The sequence below is a fragment of the Candidatus Hodarchaeum mangrovi genome (assembly GCF_975850365.1).
Map to the genome: position 1 here is coordinate 22,069 of NZ_CDLCQJ010000026.1, position 17,145 is coordinate 39,213.

Sequence of the window (17,145 nt, forward strand, 5' to 3'; positions counted from 1 at the left end):
GATCAGTTAAAGAAATTTGGGCTACACCGCTTTGGAGTTAATTCTATTTTTTAATCAAGTAGTCTAGAGGCTACATACCTTAATAATCCTATACTTGATTTCTCGATATCACTTCAAATGGACTCCTCTACTGGTAACAAAAATAATCAAAATCGTGTTAACATCAGTTTAAAGTGCTACTATCTTTAAACAACTTATTCTTCAACTAAAATTTGAATATTAATTTTCTAATGGAATCTTTTTCCATCTAAATGAAACGAAAAAAGCAATCTTTCCATACTAACATTATAAAAACCTGAGATATTTTTTTATTTTGATATCTAAAATCAGCATCGAAAGATGTTCTTCTTCTGAAAATAATTGATTTATTGGTTAAAGATAATAATTTTTCAATTCAAGTGAAATTATAGAATTTCTGATTGTTTCAATGCTAACGGAGATGAATTTTAATTGGAAAATCTGAATATAACTGGAAAAGTGCAAGAAGTAATCAATAAAATAATTAATTTTATTGAAACGAGCATGGAAGAAAGAAGGGCAAGTGGTTTACTAATATTATTCTCTGGATTTATTGATTCCACTGTTATAGCAAAATTATGTATTGAAGCAGTTGGAAAAGATAAAATTAAATTATTAATCAGAAGTGATAAATTCATAGATTACCAAAATGATATTATTGCTCATTCTATTGAATATTTGGGGATTAATGAGGAGCAAATAGTTCGTTGTGAAATTGAACCAATGTTACGAAATTTTGGATCGGAAAACCTGATTCCAGGATCTACTCGTGAAATTCCCACATTGTATCATCCATTGAGTCATTCTATTCTAAAAAGTACATTAAATACTGAATTAGAAGGAACTTTTGGGATGGTGGGTGAAGCAAGTACTGGACGAGAGAAAATGCTGCATAAAATAATTGCTTACAATAAATTACGCTCCCGGTTACAGATGACAGTTGCATATTTCACGGCAGAAACTGAAAATCGTATTTTAATAGGCACAATTAATAAAACAGAGTTATTAACAGGACTCTTTACAATATGGGGCCATAGTCACTGCTCTGATTTAATGCCACTTGGGAATTTGTATCGAAGCCAGATTTTACAGATAGCAGAGGCATTATCTGTTCCGATGGATATTAGAAGTGCAGCTAAAGCAGATTTGTTGCCAGGTATTGAGAATAAATATATACAATTCTTCAATCTTTCTGCTAATGAGGTCGATCGTGTATTGATCAGATTAGAACAAGGATTATCTCTAGAAGAAATAATTAAAGAAACTTCTTACTCTAGTGAATCTATTGAAAAAATTAATTTATATTTTAATTCTTCTGCATATTCAAGAGCTGCACCATTAATTCCCAAAATCTAATATTCATATTACGACTTTTTTAAATTTTTCTCCATATTATATTAGATTGAAAATGAAAGCAAGGGCAGATAAATAAATCCCACTGAACAAGAGAAGTAATAGTGAGATAGGAACAAGTCTTTTCATAAAATACTTAAAATTTAATGGTCGGCCTTCTTTTGTCAGAATTGAGAGTGCTAAAATTGATGCTGCAGAGCCAAAAGGGGTAAGACCGCCTCCAAATGCACCAGCGAACACTAGCATGAACCAAAGATATAATGGATGACCTGCTGTAGAGGGGAGCGTACTTATCTCTTTGACAATTGGAATTAATGCAGCTGTTACAGGTATATTATCAAGTATTCCACTCACCAATGAGGAAATGACTAATATAAGCATTCCCGATGAAAAAAGATCTCCACCACTTATTTCTGATATTATGAGGGCAAGATCTTCCAAAATATGTGTCGATTCTAGTGTTCCTACGAGGATGAATAGACCAGCAAAGAAAAGGAGAGTATCCCAAGATAGTTCGCGGAGAAGTTTCTTTTCATCAGTCCTTGTTAAAACAACTGCAAGGACTCCTCCTAGGATTGCTATAACACCAATAGGAATACCGATACTATCAGCTAAAATGAATCCCAGAATCGTAACACATAATGAAAGAGCAGCCAAATAAAATTTTCCTTTATCTTCGACAACTCCCCATTCATCTAACGATAAAATCATCTCAATGTCAATATTTGAGCTGTTATTGCTATTGAAAGGTATTTTTTCAGGAGGAAAAACTCTTTTGAGATAATAGATAGTAAATGGGATAGTAATTAGTAGAAAAGGGATTGAAACAAGTAAAAAGTCTATAAAACTCATTCCTGCCGCAGCTCCTACCATTATTGCAGGAAGAGAACTAACAAGAGTAGCCATTCCTGCCAAGCTAGTAGCTAAAACACTTGCTAATAGAAATGGGGTTGGATCATAATCAAGGCCATTACATACTGTTAAAATCATAGAACTGACTAATATCATTGCAGTAACATTAGCCAAAACTGTACTGAGAGCAAAAGTTAGAATAAAGGTTAACACGAATAGAGGAAATACATTTCCTTTGCTAATTTTTAACATTCGTATTATAATCCAGTCAAAAAGGCCGGTATGCGATGTAGCAGCTATTAATATCGACATCCCAAAAACAACTGCTAAGACTCCCCATTCCATAAACCCTTGCTCCTCTGTAGTGAGAATAATTTTAGACCAGTTGAAATTCTCGATAAGTAATTGTGAAAGAAGTAGAGAGATCGAACTCGCTACAAAGATTATAGTAATTTGAAGATGATGAAATTTAGCAACTAAAATAAAAGTACCTACAAAAATTAATCCAAAAAGAAACATAATACCTAATTTACTATCTACAGAAAAGACTAAAATAAGAAATACTAAAGCAATAAATATGAATATAATAATTAGGGAATTCTTCAAAAAATCATCTTTCTTTTGTAAGTAAATCTCTTTGAATTTCTGTTTATATTCTTTGAACACTCTTTTACCCTGCTATTTATTACAAATGCATTTTTAGTCACTAGATATTTAGTAGGAGGTTTTGTGACATGATTCTGAAGAATTTGCTTTTAATTAAGTTTAATTAAATCCTTAAAGTATAAATTAGAATTGAGTAGATAATAATTCTGATGAGTCTTTTGAACTTAATTCAATTTTTGTTGATTTTTATAAAAAGCTAAAAAATATTTAACTCACATCTATTCTAATTATAAACAATAAATATATCCAATAAATAGAATATTACAATTAAAATTCGTTATAGATTTAATTAATTAGGAGTTTATTTGATGGAAATCGATGAGAAGTTAAAAATTAATCCTAGTAAAGTAGAGAAGGAAATTCTTGATTTTATTCAAAAAATAATCACACCTCGTGAAATTGAGGGATTTGTGATTTCATATAAATATTGTTTGGAAACTCTCCTTAGCGTAAATATTGCTAGTAAAGTTGTGGGAAAAGAAAATGTAAAATTACTTGTAACCAAAGGACGCTTTATTAATAAACAACCACGTGAAACAATGACTATTGAAGCGATAAATACTTTAATTGATCTCCCGGTTGAAAATGTTATAATTGTGAATAAGGAACAAATTTTACGTGAAATAAATCAAGCTATCTCTGGCTTTCAAGAATTAAAGCCTGGATTTTATTTTTCTGATTCATTGCCTGGATTGAATTATAACCTTGGATATTTTCTATTAAGAAGTATGGCCCAAGGAAATATGGAAGAAAAAACTTTTGCGTCACCTGAAAAAAGACCTAAAACTGGACGAGAAAAGTTTATTCAAAAAACTATTGCTGCTTATAAAAGTCAGATCAGATTAGGTGCATTATTAGCTTTTAATTTAGCAGAATCAGAGAATTATTCCGTGATAGGAATAGTAAATAAATCTGAATGGCTATTAGGATTATTTACAAAGTTTGGGACGTTTCAAGCAGCTGATATTCTCCCTTTGGCTGATCTATATCGTACTCAAGTTGTTCAACTTGCTGAGTATCTTGGTTTCCTTAAACACATAAATTCTACTCTAACTCCAGGATCTTCTGATTTTCATGGGATATTCAATGTTTCAATCGAAGAAATTGATCGAATTTTAATCAGATTGGAGGAAGGTTACGAGTTTTCAAGAATTATTGAGGAAGTTGTGGTTTCAGAGCAGATAGTTAAAAAAATAGCCCATTTTTATAATGTTTCTCAGTATGCACGAAAAGTTCCATTGATCCCTAAATTCTAATAATTGGGTTTTAAATAATGAAAAATCACTCAAGAGAAATAGATTTTATTGAAGACATCTACATAAAACCTTGAGTGATATTGATATTTTTTACAGGGTTATTTGGCAATTTAGGAGTAAGAGGTGTTGATGATAGAACAAATATATTATATTTTTATGTTTAAGTTTTTATGAAACTCCTTAAAAACTTAAAATTAATAAGGAAGGCTATCATTAATACTATACTCATTATTTACGGAAAATTTTTCTATAGATAACGAATATGATTCCAGCTGCAATTCCTGTGAGATCTAGAATTATTAATTGAGGATGTCCCGGATAATTAGTAAGCGAGGTGGTTCCATTATCTAATGGGTAGTATATTTGTATTGAAATATCAATATAAGGTGAATCATCATATCCCAACCTTTCCCAAAATCCTTTATAATCAGTTGTGGTCAAATTAATTAGTGCAACCCATTTAATCCATTTAAATCCGTAAAATCGTGGACAGACTAATCTTAGAGGAAAACCATGTTCTTTGGGAAGAGGTTCACCATTCATTTCATAAGCTAGAATCACATCGTCCCAATATGCTTCATCAAGATTCAAAGAAGTAGAATAACCTTTAGTTGAAAGATCAGGTGTATGAAATGAGACATCTTGCACTTTATTCTTATCAATTTCAGCTAAATCAAGGATATAACTTAATTTTACACCTGTCCAATTTGCTACCCCAGTGTAATCACTTGCTCCATATTTAAATGAAATACATGATAATCTTACAATTTCCGAAGTGACTGGCATATTTCTAATTTCATTCAAAGTTAAGTTGAGGTTGTTCTTTACTGCTCCCTTTACCTGCAAAGTATAGGTTTCTGGATCAATATCGAAATAATCGACCGAAATAACAAAAAATTCATCATTAGGAGTAATTGGAATTTCATCTGCACGGGATGATGTTGTAAAAACCATTAAAGAAAGACATAGAAAAGCACTTAATAGAAGTGAAAGTGTTGTTGATGATCTATTTCTAAGGTTCATCATGTAATCTCGGTAAGGATATTTATCCTTAAAAAAGACTTCTATGACTTTTTTCGTAATATAACTATAGTTAATTTTCTTTTTTAAAGAACCGAGACTTTTAAACTATTTTAGATGAAAAAACCATAAGAAAAGTATGTTAAATTCCTTTTGATGAGTTATTCTTGAATAAGATGCGTTAAAATATAATCTACTAACGGACTTTTCCGATTAATTGAAGAAATATTATCCTGTACAATGAATGATATTGCACGTCTATGATTTATCCTTCCACGAGGAGGTCGTGGGATTTTATTGACTACCATTATTATTTTTACGTTTGGGTCCATGTTTAGGTTATGGAGTGTTTTTATCATACGAGGTGTAACAGAATTTTCAATAACTAAGATGTCAAATGGTGTAGAGTTATTCCACTTGGCAATTTTTTCAATTAAATAGTCTAATCTAGTGCTATGTAAAGCTTTTATCCCTTTAACTAAGAAAATATTCGATAAAATATTAAACAGCTCTGTTTTCTCACAAACTATAAAAAGAACTTTCGGATCATGTTTTAAAATAGATTCTCCTAGATCATGCATTAAGCGATAAAGGATTTCAGAAATTTTAGCTTGGAGAATCTTATCAGTAATTAAATTCGATGCAACTTCTAGTAAATTTTCTAGAAGATCAATAGCATTCTTAAGAGCTAATGGATCAGAATCAGCAAAAAGCTGAACGGAACGCCAATGGAATATATCTAGAGGGATTTTGCTATTGATTACATCATTGAAAAGATTCTGCAATTGCTCTCGTTTAATTTCTTCTAAAAGTTCCTTATCTTGGAGAAAGGCATTGATTTCATTGGTAAATAATTCATTAATCTCAATCCAATCGAATGATAAATCTTCCATTTCACTCATAAATAGCTCAAGAAATTTTGTACCTACAAATTGTAACATTACTTTAATTGAGAATGGTTGAAGTTTTTCTTCTCTTGGCATTACTATTGTAGCAACAATAATTTCACCTATAGTTTCAAAGTATAATTCGTCTTCTCCCATTTTTAAATACTCAAGAGATTTATGTTCTGCACTTAAAGAATCCGCAAAGTGTGATAATCCCGCTACGAATCCTGAAAAAAGGTTTTCATCAATTTGATAATCAGAATACGGTGCAGTATAATGGTAATAGCAGAGTCCAACCTTTGCAATTACCCAGAGATTTTTAATTATCATGGTAGGTTCCAAATAAATATTTGGGTTAAAATCTTGAAATTTTTCCCCAAGCTAAAATAAATAAAAGTAATTGAATTGGAAATATACTGCTATATTATTAACCTTAGTATTTGCTAGCTGAGATTTAATTTCCTTTATTGCAGTATTTTTTTTAGAATCCAACGATTATCATATGAAAATATCTTTGAGAATGACTCAATTATTTTCTTTGAGTATATAATAATGTTGATTCATGATGTTAAGGTCAAAAAGCAGACTTATTAGTGGATTGTCAACTCTAACTGATGACGGGAGAACCCACCAGGTAAGAACTGATCTACCTCCTGAACAAGGTGGAGAAAATCAAGGAACTTCTCCTCTAGAACTTGTTGTCATGGCTTACTCTAGCTGTACGGTTACTTTATTCAAATTGATTGCTGAAAGAAAACGAATATCTATCGATGATCTTGAAGTAATCGTAGAAGCAGAGAAACCAGACCCAATGGGGACAATTTTAAGCTTAAAGTCAATAATACGCGTAAAATCCATCGAAACCCAAGAAAAATTAGAAAAAATAATGGATATGGTCATTAAATCATGTCCTGTAGGAGCTATTATTGAAAAGGCTAATATTCCAAGTTTAATGACCTTAGAAAAGGTTTAATCCTGCAATGAGGGAAAAATTAGATAGTTCTAGTTATTTAGCCAATTCATCTAAATCATAAATTACTTGGAGTACCAATTCTGCAGCACAAGCAATACTAGCTCCATTTAACCTTTCTGGGGTATCTTGGAGGGTATGCCAATCCACAGGAACCCCATTGGTTGAAAGACCAAATAGAGTTGTTGCGTGTATTCCTTTTCTTGAAAAGTTGGCAGCATCTGAACCTGCGAACGTTAATGGTTTTACCGTTACAGATAGTTCCAATTTTATAGCAGCTTTTTCAATTATCTGGATTAAGGGTAATGAGTGTTTTGCTAGGAACATCGTTTCTCTAGTTGCAAGTAGAAAGGTTTCTGCACTTAAACATTCAAGATTAAAAAGAAATGCATTACGTTCTATTAATTCTTCTTTGTGAAGAGAAACAAATCTTTTAGATCCGCGCATATGTTCCTCACCTGCAAAACTAATTAGCCAAACTTCAACATTTTCAGGTAAATTATTAACAAGATATTTTCCAACTTCTAAAACCGCAGAAACAGCACTAAGATTGTCATTTGCACCAAGAACTCCACGATTTGATCGTAAAAACATCCCAAGAATAAGAATTAGTATGATTCCAGGGACAAATGAAAAATATTGTATTAAATCGATTAAAAACAAATTAATCAACTTATTAAACAGTAAAATTGTTTTGAGAACTCCAAGTAGAATATTAAGGACGGTTATGAATACTAATCCAAAAATAAGAAATTTAGACTTTTCTCCTAATTTACTCAGGAGAGGAAATTCATATGCTGAATCATGATGCCCTGATATTAAAATAAGTTTCTTTACTTCCATACTAGGCTTAATCTTTCCTATTATATGATAAGAGGTTTTTTTAGGGTAGAGGAAATCTACAACCTCCCAGAGTAACAATTGTTGGACAAAGTAGATACCTAATCCTAAAATAAATAAAAAACTAGAAATTAAAGGGTGAAGGAAGATATAAGTAATTATCCCTCCAAAATATAATGCTACAATTATCCAAATAAAGTCTAAGAATCCTTGGGGATGACAAGTAAATTCTTCTTGCTCAACAGAATCACAAATCAGACTCATTTCCTTATATATTAAATCTCCAGCATCTTTTTCTTCTTTTGTTCCACCAATGCGAGGACCAATGTTTTCACAAATATTATTGATGAATTTTATCATTCTTTTACCAGAGGGGTCTATCCTAGGAATTTTCTTAACATTCAACTCAGTTAACCAACCAACGAAAATTTCCGAACCAATCAAATAAATTCTTAATATAATTTATTGATTTTTACTTGAATTAAGAGGAGTTATTTTTCATAGTGGGAAGAGATGTTACAGAATCATTTTGGTCGAAATAGACTTTATTTTCGTCATGATCCCGTTTTTTCCGTACCTCAGAAGATGATAAAAGGTCTTTAATATTATTTTTACGGATAGAGTCAAAAATTATAGGTACTAGATCAAGTACTCTTGAATTTTCACTGGAAAATATCATTGAAACAAGATTAGATGTTAATGCGAAATCATCTGGACAAACAAAGTTAGTTTCACTAATTTGAAGTTGTATCTCAAACATTTTTTCAAATGAGGTAGTTAATTCAATTAATTTCTTTCTAAATACAGGGATTTCTTTATTTACAATTAATACAGAAAGAAGATTCTCACGATCCTCAATTAAAACCATTTTTTCTTTTAAATCTATAGTATTAATTCGTGCGTTTGAGTCCACAATTTCTCTCATCATTCTTGTTAACGCTGTAAATCCCATTCCGACAAGTTGAGTTTCAATTTGAGAAATCGGCCCAATTTGGAAATGGTGTGAGTATAAACATATTCCATCCATCGTACGAACTAGATATAAGGAAATTAAACCATCATGCCAGTCACTAAGAAATTGTTCCGACTTGAATATATAAAATCGGTTCAAAAAATGATGAAAAGCACGAATTAAGGAGGTCATTTTCTTCATATTTGTTATCGTAATAACTATATAATCTCAGAGGTTTTAAACGAAAAATTGATTACTTAAAAATGACAGAGAAAATGTAGAAATTATTGGGATATTATATAGTTTAATCACCATAATTCTATGTGAGTGCTAAACTGAAAGCGAAATGCCCGCTTACAAATAAGCAGTGTAGTTTATTCGTTCTTAATTGTAAGGGACGTTATGAATGTCAAGGAATAGGCGTACTTACGAATTATGATAGTATAACAAAATGTCCGATAGCTGCTGAACGAGGAATTTTTTTCTCACGATATAAGAATTATCCAATATGCTTTTTCTGTAATAAAAACAATGGAGTTCGAAAAGGCTTTATTTCTAAAAAATATCTAATTTATACTTGCGTTCATTGCTTTGTTAAATTAAAGAATTTCGAAAAAAATATCTAGAAATTAGATAACAGACTTAAATTTTTGTTTTGAATACCATGGATTGTTTTCTAAAAATTCGTTTAATTGTTGCATTGATTCTTCTAAATTAATTTTTGACTCAAATCCTATCATTTTCAGCTTGTGATCATCTATCCAAATATCCTGACCGAGCTTATCAAAAAGTACTGGAAGAAGAAGTGATTGTTCTTTTGCATGCTTAACTCTTCTAATAATACGAGTAAGATAAAACATGGGCTTAAAGAAAAATAATGGTACCGTTACAATATATATTTTCCTATTTAATGTTTTAGATAATTCAATTACAAAATCACGAACAGTTGGGGTGAAACTAACTAAATTAAAAACTTCTCCATTCGATTTCTCATTCAATATACAGAGATAAATTGCGTGAGCAACATCTTTCACATCTACTAGACTTAACTTGTCTTTACCCCCTCGAGGAAGAGGTATATAAGATTTAAATATCATTCGGGCAAATAAATCTATAGTAGTTCCTGAACCTCCAATAATGCCTGAAGGACGAAGTACCGTGATGTTTCGATTGGGATTTGCGTGAAAATATTGCCAAATACGGTCTTCAGCAAGAGCTTTTGTAAGTTCATAGGTAGGTTTCATAGTTAAATCTAAGGGCTGATTTTCCGTAATCCCTTGGCTACTTGAACCAGATAAATTACCATAGACTGCTGCAGAGGAAATAAATATTAGCTTGTGAAGATTATTCTGGTGAAATCCATTTAATATCCGTTCAGTTCCAAGTACATTGACATCATAAAGCAGTTTATATGGTTGCCAGAAATTAAAAATTGCACCTGAATGGATTAAAGTAGTTTTTTCTGGATCTTTTACACATGTAAAGGCATAAACAGATTCATTGCAATTTAAATCGCCAAAAAACACATCTATTCCAATATTAATGCACCATTCAATAAAAACTTGGCGATCAGGAGAATAATTTTTCTTTCGGACTAAAATCCGAATAGCTTTTGGGCTATTTTTATATTCCGTTTCTTTTAATAAGTAATAAATCAAAGTTTTACCGACAAGACCTGTCGCACCCGTAATTAAGAGTGTCATCCAGCCTCATTCCAAATGGAAAATCAAAATAGTTAAAGAAAGAAGCCTTAAAAGCTCCCCAAAATTATTATGAAAAGCTAGAAGAAATCATTCAGAGACATTTGTATCTGAAAGGGTTTTGGTTTCAAATATTTTGTACGATCTTGAAATCCTTTCACAGCAAGATTCTCTTTCTTAAACCGATTGTAAAGTATTATCGCATCGTTTATCGCATAACCTGAAAAACGGTTATTAATAACAACAAAAATGGTTTCATAATGTGCATTTAACTCACTAATTTTTTTCGACCATTGTTGTAACTCTATTGATTTATCTAAAAACTTTTTTCCTAGCATTTCATCAGGAATCAGAGATCTATCCCCTAAAAGCCGAATATAATAGAAAGAATCATCAATGAAAGCATCAGATTGAATTTTTAAATGAGGAGTATCAACTAATTGTATTGATTTATTTTGCAAGTATTTTAACACAGTATCTCTTATCCATGATGTATTGCGAAACTCAACAGCTATTTTATTTGTAAACAAAGATCTACACTTACCTAGCACTTGACGAAAAAAGTCAAAATTAGACTCTGAGTAATGGAAAAATTTAGGAAATTGAGCAATTATAATTTGGAGTTTTTCTTCAAGTTGTTCCATATTAAGAAAAAATTTTTCAATTATATTTTCAACTTTTTGAAATCTAGGAGAATAAGGATGTGTAATATCCTTAACCAGTTTTGCAGAGAAGATAAAATCTTTTGGAGTTTGCCAGTACCATAATCGTGATTGAGTATCCTTTGGAATACGGTAATATGAAGTGTTAATTTCATTAAATTGGGAATATTGAGTATAATATTCGAGTTCATTTCTGGTGCCTTTAGGATAGAACGTGCCCCGCCAATGTTGATAACTCCACCCCGCACATCCAAGATATATCATATTTAAGCACAAAAAATATAGTAATGTATGGGATTTAAAAATTTCATTGACTTGTTGTACCTTTAGAAATCAAACTGTCCTACAGATGAAATTTTCAGAAACAGTCTACAAATTAAAATATTACTTCACAAGTTATAAAGATGCAGATTTGTGAACATAGAGAAACTGATCATCAAGATCTCCTAGAAATACATGAGCAAGACTTAAGACATTATTATTTCAATCGAATTGGAAAAAATTTACCCATAAATAGAATTAATTCGATTATATTAATGCAATAGAATTTGTAGCTGTTAGTTATGAGCTATTGATGAGTTATTAGGGAAGAAATTAGATTTCACCTATTAATCAGTTGATGATAGAGACATTCTGGATCTAAATTATAATAACCAAGTCAATCTTTAACAAGAAATCTATCTAACTTATCTTTTGCCTTTTCTCGTTCTTTACGGTGATGTATTAAAAATTCATTGGCCTTTTCTATAAGAATATTCTTTAAATCTCCTGTTAATAAATCTCCTGTTCGATAATCTTCTTCAATTTTCTTTAATTTTTGATCATCAGGTTCAAAAAGTAGTTTTAACCATTGAAAACTGACATCTATGTCAGGATTTCCTCCAAGTTCTCGATGTTCTTTTATAGTTGCTTGGCCACCTGAAAAAGCATATTTTATTATTTTACTCTTAACTGATTTAGGTGTATCGGTAACAAAAATCGTTTCTGTCGGGTCGCTAGCTGACATCTTGCTTTCTGGACCACTTAGACCAGGAATAAATTGACATTGAATATTACCAGGTTTATAAAATCCAAGTTTTGGTAAAACATCTCTAGCAACACGAAAATGAGGATCTTGATCTATGGCATGTGGAATAAGACATGGGATATTTTTACCTTGTTTAACACTTTCTAAAATAGCAGGAACTGCCTGAATGCTTGTATAAAAAATACTACCAATATTCATGGAATTGTCAAAGCCGAAGGAAGCTTTAACAGTTGAAAAAGTTATTTTTTTAGCAATAGGTAAAGCAAGTTTATAGAAAGTTTTTGCGTTATCGGTATCAATATAAATTTCTGTTTTATTAGGATCGAAACCTAGGGCAATAACATCAAGAGCGTTATCAAGTGCATAGGAATAAGTATCAGAAAGTTCTAATTCCTCTTTAAACAAAAACTTCTCATCATCAGTCAATTGGAATATTAATTTGGCATCGAATTTATCTTGAAGCCATTTTGTAAAAACCCAAGGAACAAGATGTCCTAAATGAGTATGATCTGAAGGCCCTCGACCTGTATATAAATGGAATTTATTTCCCTTTTCAAATTCATCTAGAATCCAATCCATATCGCGATGTGTAAAGAAAATCCCTCGACGAAGCATAAAGTGTAAATCACCAGCATGTCGACGGATTCGTTCTAGAAGGTCTTCAGTGATAGGACTTGTTCCAAATTTTTCCATAAGACGGTTATAGTCAATTTTTCCATGAACTTCCCAAGGGGTAACCACGAAATCGTTATTTTGTTCATTAACCATATTAAAGGTTCTCCAAATGTCTTAAATGGATTTTTAACTGAATTTGGCTAAATTCAGAACCCTTTAATAAGAATATCCAAAATATATATATTGAATGGAATTAACCCTTTTTTTCTCCTCTTTAGTGGGATGATTCTTGCCTCAAGAGATTACAATAATAGGGGGGAATGTTGCGGGGTTAGCATCTGCATATTATCTGTCAAAAAAGGGGATAAATGTTACAGTTTATGAGTCAAAGATATGGAATAAACCTTGTGGAGGAGCGATAAGCCTTGAGTTTGATTATTATTTACGAAATGTTCTAAGCGTTTTTTTGGAGGGATCAGATCATTATACTGAACGATTTCGGGTTGGTTTGTGGAATGGACGATGTATGGAAGATGAAGGAATATTTAGAATAATTTCGCGTCATGATCTCCAAGAAAAATTAATCAATCGGATAGAGAAAGAAGAAGGTGTTACTATTAATTTTAAACAGGTATCTATTAGAGATAATCATCTATTTACGCCACAAACAATTGTAGCAACAGGATATAGTGGATTTTCGCAGAAAATTTTCCGACGAAAATGGCATCCTTCCGAGTTTGCATTTACGATTCGATATGATGGAATAATTGAAGAAGGAAAATTCCCAAACACAAACCTGATTATTCTTGATTCCAAAAAAATGGGTTATGGATGGATTTTTATTGGTAAAGGCAATCATGTGAACATTGGTGTAGGTGCTTTAGCTCCTCGTGAGTATGTTTGGAAAAAATATTATGAGCTCTTTAATATTATAAAAGAAAAATATGGTTATTATATCGATACACCTCAAGCTAAGCCAAAATGCTGGATATTGCCAATGTTGGTTAACAAGCTCAAATATCCAGTAAATCAAAAACAAAATGGGATTGAATTTATTGGAGTTGGTGATACCTTAGGACTGGCTCATGCGATTTCAGGAGCTGGGATAGAGCCAGCTTGGATGTCAGGATGGGTATTAGCTGAAAGTTTAAATGATAAAAGGCAGATTAATGTAAAAAAATATACTCAATTATTAAAAGTCAATCTTAGAAAAACTGTATGGCGTAGAACTGATCATTTATTATCTTTCCTTAGTCGAAAACCAATTCCTTTCAAAAGTTCACTTGGATATTATAGCCTTCATATTGTACGCCATAGAATGATAAAAATGATGAGGAAGTATCCTTGGTTCGCTTTTGTTCATAATGGAATCAGAGAAACAGGCTTTTCCTTAGAGAAAATGAGTGATTAAAAGCAAAAATTACAGAATTTTCTTTTCTTTTAGAAGATCAACAGATTCAATGGCACATTTAATCGCAGAATTGAGCCCCTCATTAAATTTTTTTATATTAGTATTTTTATCCCCAGCATAAATATTTGTATTGTCAGGGAGATTTCCGTCAGAAGTTAAGATAGATCCAGTAAGAATATCAATTGATTTTGTGGCAGGAAAAGTGAAGAGAATGGAAGACTCCATTTCTACACAGATAGCACCGAAATTAGCCCACTTTTTATAATCAAGTGGATCATTAGAGTAATAAATATCTGTTGACAAAACAATTCCCTTCTTGGGAGAGAGTTGGAGAACTTTAGCAGCTTCAAGAAGACTCTGATACAATAAAGGATTAGCTGTAGCAGGGTATGAAAGGGGTATAAATCGTATTGAAGTTCCTTCATCACGGATCGCAGCATGTGGAATGAAGATAGTTCCAATACCCATATCCTTACCACTCTTTAAAGATCCAGTAGAACCAATTCGAATGAAGATTTTAGCTCCTGCGCGATAAGCTTCTTCTAATACTATTGCAGTACTTGGACACCCCATACCTGTCGTTAAAATTGTAATAGGAGTTTTAGTTCTTGGAGAGACTCCCCTATAACTTATTAATCCCCTATGTTCTATAAGTTTCTGAGATTTTTCTAAGAAACTAGCTATAAGGGGAACACGATCAGGATTTCCACTTAAAAAACAGATTTCATCCACAGTTTCAAGTTTAATGTGAGGCTGAGGCATGGTCATCATTTTCATATCCGATATTTTATGGAAAATCAATCGTATCCAATATTTTTAAAAATTCTCAATCAATTCCTAGATTGTTATGAATTATTCTTTAAAAAGAGCATCAAAAAGTATTATATTTATTTAATCAACATTTGAAAGGTTTTCCTAAATGAGTTTAAAATCGTGTATTTTATTAATTTCTTGTTTGAATGAATCATTTTGTCTTAAATATAAGATCTGGTTAAATGAGTGTCCCTCTGCCTGCCCTTATTTTCAGTTTGGTGAAAGTGGATTATGTAATGATTTTAAAGAAGAAAACTTCAACATTAAATGCAAATATTTAACACGCTTTGGACAAGGAAACGATTATCCAAAATTTTATTGTAATTTATTGCAAATAGAGTCCCCTATCTGTAAAAAGTGTGTGTTAAGAGAGTACATAGAAAGTGATGAACTAAATACATAAAATGTTTCATGAAACATTCAATGTAATAAGAGGGGGATTTGAGGAGAAAGAATGCCCAATTTTATCCTGAAAGGATTCCAAGGTATAGTTATTTCCAGAGGAATCATGAATTTGAAACATAACTTCTTCGATTAATATCTTAAAGACATCAATACTCATTGTAGGATAAAATGTATTACCTGTATAGGTACCTAGAGGAAGAATTTGGAGTTTATTCTTCCCATTCTTTCTCTCAAGGTAATAATAAGTATTCATATTTCTATCACCACAGCATGAAAACCTAGATTAAAAATAGAGAAGTAAACTATTTAGAAAATATCATGTAATATCTCAATAATATCTGAGGATATAGATTAAGAACTTCTTTTAGAGGAATAATAAGAAAATTCCTATCAAAATAAATAAAAATCCGCTAAGAATGGTAAGACCTTTCCGTGGTATAATTTTAGCAATGGAATCACCAGCAAAAACCCCAATTCCATTTACTATGATTAAAGCAGACAATGCTCCAAAAAATACACCAATTGGATTAAGCTGAGTGGAGAGGCCCATCCCCATGAGCATAGTTTTATCGCCTAATTCAGCAAGGAAAATTAACATACTTGATTTTAAGAAAGCTCCTTTTCTAACAGTCATATCAAGGAAGTGATCACATCTATCCATTTCAGGACAATTCTCTCTTGGTTCTGTACATTTATCTAGAGAAACTGGGCAAATCTGTAATTGAGATTCATTTGTTCTTCGAATCTCCATAAAAAGAAACACAAATCCTCCCGATATGAATAAAAATCCAATTATAGGTTTTAAGAGAGTTAAATCTATTGTATTCTTAATTATCAATCCGAGAATAATCGCAAGGAGTGTAACACCAGTTAAACCTATGATAATTCCAAGAAAAACTCTTATCGGGCTTCTAAATCTTAAACTTAACGCAAAAGCTGTTAATTGTGTTTTATCTCCTAGTTCCATAAGAATAACTGGTACAAGGGATAGAAAAAAAGCCTGTACCACTTCAGAAATAAACATGGTCAATGTTTGTTCATATAAGGGATTTTTCAATATACTTCAAAAGGAATTGGATTCATGCCTAAATCCTAATCAAGTATACTTTTTAAGGAGTCCCCCCCAAAAAAAATGGTGTTTTAGTTGAAAAAATTAACAACAGATCGATTTCTAAAAATCTCATTTCTCATTGGAGGAATTTATGACCTAATTTTAGGCATCAGTCTCTTATTTATTCCTGATATAATGATAAATATTCTTGATTCAATAAATTTCTCAGTATCTAAACCTGAAAATATGCTTTTTGCTCAAACGAGTGCATTGTTTCTAATTGCAGTTGGATATATGTTATTATATGCTGCATATTATACACCAGTTAAATTCGCATTTATTGGAATGAGTTCTGCAATAATTCGCTTTGGATATACGCTTGTAGTTCTATTTACAGCATTTACTAAAGGAGTTGAATCAGGGTTTCTTTTAACTGCAATGGCTGATTTGTTAACAAGTTTATTGTTGATTTTTGCGTTAGTTATGACCGAGGGGGTTTCATGGAAACAACTTTGGAGGTATAGTCCTTCTAATAGAACCTAGGTGTTAACTTAACATGGTTTACCAAGAAATTCAACCACGAAAAAAGATATTTAAGGTTTTAATACTAAAAATTGTCTTTTGGGTGCTTGAAAGAGCGATTTCCT

The 17,145-nt window shown here is 31.5% G+C and carries 16 protein-coding genes; 5 read left to right on the forward strand and 11 right to left on the reverse strand.

The features are described from left to right. Positions 1-450: 450 nt before the first annotated feature. On the forward strand, positions 451-1,374 hold the full coding sequence (locus ACWVCY_RS03505; RefSeq protein ID WP_455140306.1) for a hypothetical protein: 924 nt from the start codon (positions 451-453) through the stop codon (positions 1,372-1,374). 36 nt (positions 1,375-1,410) lie between these two features. Here the strand turns inward: ACWVCY_RS03505 and ACWVCY_RS03510 are convergent, their stop codons facing one another. After that, positions 1,411-2,889 carry an SLC13 family permease gene (locus ACWVCY_RS03510; RefSeq protein WP_455140307.1) on the reverse strand — a complete coding sequence of 493 codons (1,479 nt, stop codon included), beginning with the start codon at positions 2,887-2,889 and terminating at the stop codon, positions 1,411-1,413. Between the two features lie 308 nt (positions 2,890-3,197). Here ACWVCY_RS03510 and ACWVCY_RS03515 point away from each other — a divergent pair, with 308 nt between their 5' ends. Beyond that, a complete protein-coding gene (locus ACWVCY_RS03515; RefSeq protein ID WP_455140308.1) occupies positions 3,198-4,145 on the forward strand; it encodes a hypothetical protein in 948 nt (315 codons plus the stop codon). 228 nt (positions 4,146-4,373) lie between these two features. Here the strand turns inward: ACWVCY_RS03515 and ACWVCY_RS03520 are convergent, their stop codons facing one another. Further along, entirely contained in the window at positions 4,374-5,168 is a 795-nt protein-coding gene (locus ACWVCY_RS03520; protein ID WP_455140309.1) for a molybdopterin-dependent oxidoreductase, read from the reverse strand. Between the two features lie 158 nt (positions 5,169-5,326). Continuing rightward, positions 5,327-6,382: a hypothetical protein gene (locus tag ACWVCY_RS03525; RefSeq protein WP_455140310.1), complete on the reverse strand. Its 1,056-nt coding sequence runs from the start codon at positions 6,380-6,382 to the stop codon at positions 5,327-5,329. Between the two features lie 268 nt (positions 6,383-6,650). On the opposite strand from ACWVCY_RS03525, the gene ACWVCY_RS03530 reads away from it, so the two are divergent. Next, positions 6,651-7,025 (forward strand): OsmC family protein, encoded by a 375-nt coding sequence (locus ACWVCY_RS03530; RefSeq protein ID WP_455140311.1) that lies wholly within the window; start codon positions 6,651-6,653, stop codon positions 7,023-7,025. Between the two features lie 33 nt (positions 7,026-7,058). Here ACWVCY_RS03530 and ACWVCY_RS03535 read toward each other — a convergent pair whose 3' ends face one another. The 5 genes from ACWVCY_RS03535 to ACWVCY_RS03555 all read right to left on the reverse strand — a co-directional run bounded on the left by ACWVCY_RS03535 (position 7,059) and on the right by ACWVCY_RS03555 (position 12,971). Then, the gene (locus ACWVCY_RS03535; protein ID WP_455140312.1) at positions 7,059-8,267 is read right to left on the reverse strand and encodes a M28 family metallopeptidase; all 1,209 of its coding nucleotides are present in this window, start codon (positions 8,265-8,267) and stop codon (positions 7,059-7,061) included. Positions 8,268-8,343: 76 nt separating this feature from the next. Then, a complete protein-coding gene (locus tag ACWVCY_RS03540; RefSeq protein ID WP_455140313.1) occupies positions 8,344-9,006 on the reverse strand; it encodes a hypothetical protein in 663 nt (220 codons plus the stop codon). Positions 9,007-9,443: 437 nt separating this feature from the next. Continuing rightward, entirely contained in the window at positions 9,444-10,517 is a 1,074-nt protein-coding gene (locus ACWVCY_RS03545) for an NAD-dependent epimerase/dehydratase family protein (protein ID WP_455140314.1), read from the reverse strand. 77 nt (positions 10,518-10,594) lie between these two features. Continuing rightward, complete coding sequence (locus ACWVCY_RS03550; protein ID WP_455140315.1) at positions 10,595-11,440, reverse strand: DUF72 domain-containing protein; 846 nt, start codon at positions 11,438-11,440, stop codon at positions 10,595-10,597. A gap of 394 nt (positions 11,441-11,834) precedes the next feature. Further along, positions 11,835-12,971 carry a tryptophan--tRNA ligase gene (locus ACWVCY_RS03555; protein ID WP_455140316.1) on the reverse strand — a complete coding sequence of 379 codons (1,137 nt, stop codon included), beginning with the start codon at positions 12,969-12,971 and terminating at the stop codon, positions 11,835-11,837. A gap of 136 nt (positions 12,972-13,107) precedes the next feature. Between ACWVCY_RS03555 and ACWVCY_RS03560 the strand changes: the two genes are divergently transcribed. Then, positions 13,108-14,229, forward strand: a complete 1,122-nt coding sequence (locus ACWVCY_RS03560; protein ID WP_455140317.1) for an NAD(P)-binding protein — start codon at positions 13,108-13,110, stop codon at positions 14,227-14,229. Positions 14,230-14,238: 9 nt separating this feature from the next. Here ACWVCY_RS03560 and ACWVCY_RS03565 read toward each other — a convergent pair whose 3' ends face one another. From ACWVCY_RS03565 to ACWVCY_RS03575, 3 genes are all read right to left on the reverse strand, one after another. After that, positions 14,239-14,997, reverse strand: coding sequence for a nucleoside phosphorylase (locus tag ACWVCY_RS03565; RefSeq protein ID WP_455140318.1), 759 nt, complete (start codon positions 14,995-14,997; stop codon positions 14,239-14,241). Positions 14,998-15,451: 454 nt separating this feature from the next. Next, positions 15,452-15,700 carry a hypothetical protein gene (locus tag ACWVCY_RS03570; protein ID WP_455140319.1) on the reverse strand — a complete coding sequence of 83 codons (249 nt, stop codon included), beginning with the start codon at positions 15,698-15,700 and terminating at the stop codon, positions 15,452-15,454. Positions 15,701-15,811: 111 nt separating this feature from the next. After that, on the reverse strand, positions 15,812-16,504 hold the full coding sequence (locus tag ACWVCY_RS03575) for a TMEM165/GDT1 family protein (protein WP_455140320.1): 693 nt from the start codon (positions 16,502-16,504) through the stop codon (positions 15,812-15,814). Positions 16,505-16,591: 87 nt separating this feature from the next. Between ACWVCY_RS03575 and ACWVCY_RS03580 the strand changes: the two genes are divergently transcribed. Continuing rightward, positions 16,592-17,041 (forward strand): hypothetical protein, encoded by a 450-nt coding sequence (locus tag ACWVCY_RS03580; protein ID WP_455140321.1) that lies wholly within the window; start codon positions 16,592-16,594, stop codon positions 17,039-17,041. Positions 17,042-17,145: the final 104 nt, after the last annotated feature.

Bases quoted from the DNA above. Each gene is read 5' to 3' on its own strand.
- ACWVCY_RS03515 (WP_455140308.1), top strand. From the start codon at position 3,198: ATGGAAATCGATGAGAAGTTAAAAATTAATCCTAGTAAAGTAGAGAAG.
- ACWVCY_RS03520 (WP_455140309.1), bottom strand. From the start codon at position 5,168: ATGAACCTTAGAAATAGATCATCAACAACACTTTCACTTCTATTAAGT.
- ACWVCY_RS03525 (WP_455140310.1), bottom strand. From the start codon at position 6,382: ATGATAATTAAAAATCTCTGGGTAATTGCAAAGGTTGGACTCTGCTAT.
- ACWVCY_RS03540 (WP_455140313.1), bottom strand. From the start codon at position 9,006: ATGACCTCCTTAATTCGTGCTTTTCATCATTTTTTGAACCGATTTTAT.
- ACWVCY_RS03545 (WP_455140314.1), bottom strand. From the start codon at position 10,517: ATGACACTCTTAATTACGGGTGCGACAGGTCTTGTCGGTAAAACTTTG.
- ACWVCY_RS03550 (WP_455140315.1), bottom strand. From the start codon at position 11,440: ATGATATATCTTGGATGTGCGGGGTGGAGTTATCAACATTGGCGGGGC.
- ACWVCY_RS03555 (WP_455140316.1), bottom strand. From the start codon at position 12,971: ATGGTTAATGAACAAAATAACGATTTCGTGGTTACCCCTTGGGAAGTT.
- ACWVCY_RS03565 (WP_455140318.1), bottom strand. From the start codon at position 14,997: ATGACCATGCCTCAGCCTCACATTAAACTTGAAACTGTGGATGAAATC.
- ACWVCY_RS03570 (WP_455140319.1), bottom strand. From the start codon at position 15,700: ATGAATACTTATTATTACCTTGAGAGAAAGAATGGGAAGAATAAACTC.